Origin of the sequence: Neorhizobium sp. BETTINA12A (assembly GCF_023006485.1) — a bacterium.
Classification (GTDB): domain Bacteria; phylum Pseudomonadota; class Alphaproteobacteria; order Rhizobiales; family Rhizobiaceae; genus Neorhizobium.
Genome location: NZ_JALBGW010000280.1, coordinates 1 through 3,327 on the forward strand (window position 1 = coordinate 1; position 3,327 = coordinate 3,327).

Genomic DNA, 3,327 nt, shown 5'->3' on the forward strand with positions numbered 1-3,327 from the left:
CCCTGCCCCGGCAGCACCCGCAGCTCCGGCACCGAACACGATGGCTGCAGCTCCGGCGAAACCTGCTCCGGCAGCGGCTCCCGCCGCACCGAAGCCGGCCGGCCCCACCAAGTACACGGTCGCCAAGGGTGACTCGCTCTGGAAGATCGCCGAAGCCACCTATGGCGACGGCGAGAAGTGGACCGAGATCGCCAAGCTCAACTCGCTGCGCCATCCGAACGTCATCCAGGTCGGCGCCGAGCTGGAACTGCCGGCGAAGTGACATCGCTTGACCCGGATCAAGGTTCGGGCCGGCGACTTCACGCAACACATTGGGACGATTTGTCCCGATCCCATGATCGGCCCAGGCTTTCCCGGGCCGATTTTTGTTTCTAAGTAATTTGCGAAACAAACGAGTGCGTCGTCGCCCGTGCAAGACTTAATCGAAAGTATCCGCATGACCTCCCATTCCGCCCATATGCCCTCCGATCATCCGAAGGTGAGTTTCGGCAAAGTCGGCGTATTGCTCGTCAATCTCGGCACCCCGGACGGCACGGACTACTGGTCGATGCGGCGCTATCTCGCCGAGTTTCTGTCCGACAAGCGGGTGATCGAGTGGTCGCGGTTCTACTGGTACCCGATCCTCTACGGCATCGTGCTCAACAAGCGGCCGCAGAAGGTCGGCAAGGCCTATGAGGCGATCTGGAACAAGGATTTTAACGAGAGCTACCTGCGCACCTATACCCGCAGCCAGGGCGAACTGATGGCCGAACGGCTGAAGGATCTGCCGAATGTCGTCGTCGACTGGGCGATGCGTTATGGAAAACCGTCGATCGCCGAACGCATCGACGCCTTGAAGGAAAAGGGCTGCGAGAAGATCGTCCTCTTCCCGCTCTATCCGCAATATGCCGCCTCGACCACCGCTACTGTCAACGACAAGGCCTTCGAGCACCTGATGAAGCTGCGCTGGCAGCCGGCCTTGCGCACCGTGCCGCCCTATCACGACGAACCGGCCTATATCGAGGCGCTGGCGGATTCCGTCAGGGCGAAATACGCGGCGCTCGACTGGGAGCCGGAAATGCTGATTGCGTCCTTCCACGGTATCCCGCAATCTTATTTCAAGGCGGGAGACCCCTATTACTGTCATTGCCAGAAGACTGCCCGGCTCCTGAAGGAGGCCCTCGGCTTCACGGACAGGAACTTCATGATCACCTTCCAGTCCCGTTTCGGGCCGGAGGAATGGCTGCAGCCCTATACCGACAAGACGGTCGAAAAGCTCGCTCAGGACGGCATCAGGCGCATCGCTATCATGAATCCCGGTTTCGTCTCCGACTGTCTGGAAACGCTCGAGGAAATCGCCGAGGAAGCAGGCGAAATCTTCCGCCACAATGGCGGCGAAAAATTCGCGCATGTCCCCTGTCTGAACGACAGCCCCGGCGGCATGACCGTGCTGGAAAAGGTCGTCCGCCGCGAACTTCAGGGCTGGGTGTAGGCCGGCTTACCGCACTTCGGTCGCCGTGAATCCTTCCGTTGCAGTCCTCCAGAAATCAGGATCTTCATACTCCGTCGGGTCTTCGATGCCGGCGATGTTAAAAGCTTCGCGCCGCTCGACGCAAGTGCCGCAGCGGCCGCAATGCAAAATACCGCCCTTGTAGCAGGACCAGGTTTCGGAAAACGGCGTACCGTGCCGGGCGCCGTCGGTGACGATATCCGCCTTCGAGCCGGCGACGTAAGGCGCAAGCAGCCGGATCGACGCGTAGCCCTCCAGGGCATGATCCTGCATCGCCTGGAAGGCATCTATGAAATCGGGCCGGCAGTCGGGATAGATGAAATGGTCGCCGCCATGGACGGCGATCGCCACCGCATCCGCTTCCCGCGCCGCAGCCACTCCGAAGGCGACCGACAGCATGATCGCATTGCGGTTCGGCACCACGGTGACGCGCATCGTCTCTTCGGCATAATGCCCGTCCGGCACATCGAGATCGTCGGTCAAGGCCGAGCCGGTCAGCCGGCTTCCGATCCCACGCATGTCGATGATCTCGTGGAAGACGCCGAGCCGCGCGGCGCAGGCGGCGGCGAAATCGAGTTCCTTGCGGTGCCGCTGGCCGTAGTCGAAGGAAATCAGCCCCAGCAGTTCCTGCTCCGCGGCAATCCTGTGGGCGAGCGAGACGGAATCCAATCCGCCGGAGCAGACGACGATGGTTTTCATGGTCATTCATCCTTGTTTTGACCGGGTAGGCTGCGACCGGGTGTTCTCACCTGCTCTCTAGACCGCCGGTGCATCGATGTGAATAACCCGGACGACATCGACGGCGTCCGGCTGTCATTTCTTCCCTGCAAAGAACGTGCTAACTCATCACGTGTGACCTGGCGGGCTTACCGCCTGCAATGGAGGAATGTCATGAACTTGGGCGGCCTGGGTGGCTTCGATATTGTCGTGATCGGCGTGGTGGTGCTGATCATTCTGGTCCTGTTTGCCGGGATCAAGACCGTGCCGCAGGGTTATCGCTACACCGTGGAGCGCTTCGGCCGCTACACCCGCACGCTGGACCCGGGCCTCAACCTGCTGACACCTTTCATCGAGCGCATCGGCGTGCGCATGAACGTCATGGAGCAGGTCCTCAGCATCCCGACCCAAGAGGTCATCACCAAGGACAATGCCAGCGTCTCCGCAGATGCGGTGTCCTTCTACCAAGTCCTCAATCCGGCCCAGGCCGCCTACCAGATTTCCAATCTCGAAAATGCCATCCAGAACCTCACCATGACCAATATCCGCTCGGTCATGGGTTCGATGGATCTCGATGAACTGCTCTCCAACCGTGAAGTCATCAACGAGCGGCTGCTGCGCGTCGTCGACGAAGCCGTCGGTCCCTGGGGCATCAAGGTCACCCGCGTCGAGATCAAGGACATCCAGCCGCCCGCCGACCTCGTCGAATCGATGGGACGGCAGATGAAGGCCGAGCGCGAGAAGCGCGCCCAGATCCTCGAAGCCGAAGGCTCGCGCAGCGCCCAGATCCTACGCGCCGAGGGCGCCAAGCAGGCAGCCGTTCTGGAAGCGGAAGGCAAGCGCGAAGCAGCCTTCCGCGAGCCAGAAGCCCGCGAACGCCTCGCCGAGGCCGAAGCGCGGGCCACGCAGGCCGTCTCCCAGGCGATCGCCGCCGGCGACGTGCAGGCGATCAACTATTTCGTGGCGCAGAAATACACCGAAGCCTTGGTCGCGATCGGCAAGGCGCCGAATTCCAAAATCGTGCTGATGCCGCTGGAGGCTTCGTCGATCATCGGTTCGCTCGGCGGCATCGGCGCCATCGCCAAGGAGGTTTTCGGCGATGGTTCAGGGCATGCCGCACC

The 3,327-nt window shown here is 61.6% G+C and carries 4 protein-coding genes; 3 read left to right on the forward strand and 1 reads right to left on the reverse strand.

Features of this window, described 5'->3' with window-relative positions:
- On the forward strand, window positions 1–262 hold a 262-nt coding region (locus MOV61_RS29220; RefSeq protein ID WP_247139085.1), incomplete at its 5' end, for a LysM peptidoglycan-binding domain-containing protein.
- A 174-nt stretch (window positions 263–436) separates the two neighbouring features.
- The gene (hemH, locus tag MOV61_RS29225; RefSeq protein ID WP_247139086.1) at window positions 437–1,471 is read left to right on the forward strand and encodes a ferrochelatase; all 1,035 of its coding nucleotides are present in this window, start codon (window positions 437–439) and stop codon (window positions 1,469–1,471) included.
- A 6-nt stretch (window positions 1,472–1,477) separates the two neighbouring features.
- On the opposite strand, the gene queC is transcribed toward hemH, so the two are convergent.
- The gene (gene queC / locus MOV61_RS29230) at window positions 1,478–2,188 is read right to left on the reverse strand and encodes a 7-cyano-7-deazaguanine synthase QueC (protein WP_247139087.1); all 711 of its coding nucleotides are present in this window, start codon (window positions 2,186–2,188) and stop codon (window positions 1,478–1,480) included.
- 192 nt (window positions 2,189–2,380) lie between these two features.
- Between queC and MOV61_RS29235 the strand changes: the two genes are divergently transcribed.
- On the forward strand, window positions 2,381–3,327 hold a 947-nt coding region (locus MOV61_RS29235; RefSeq protein WP_247139088.1), incomplete at its 3' end, for an SPFH domain-containing protein.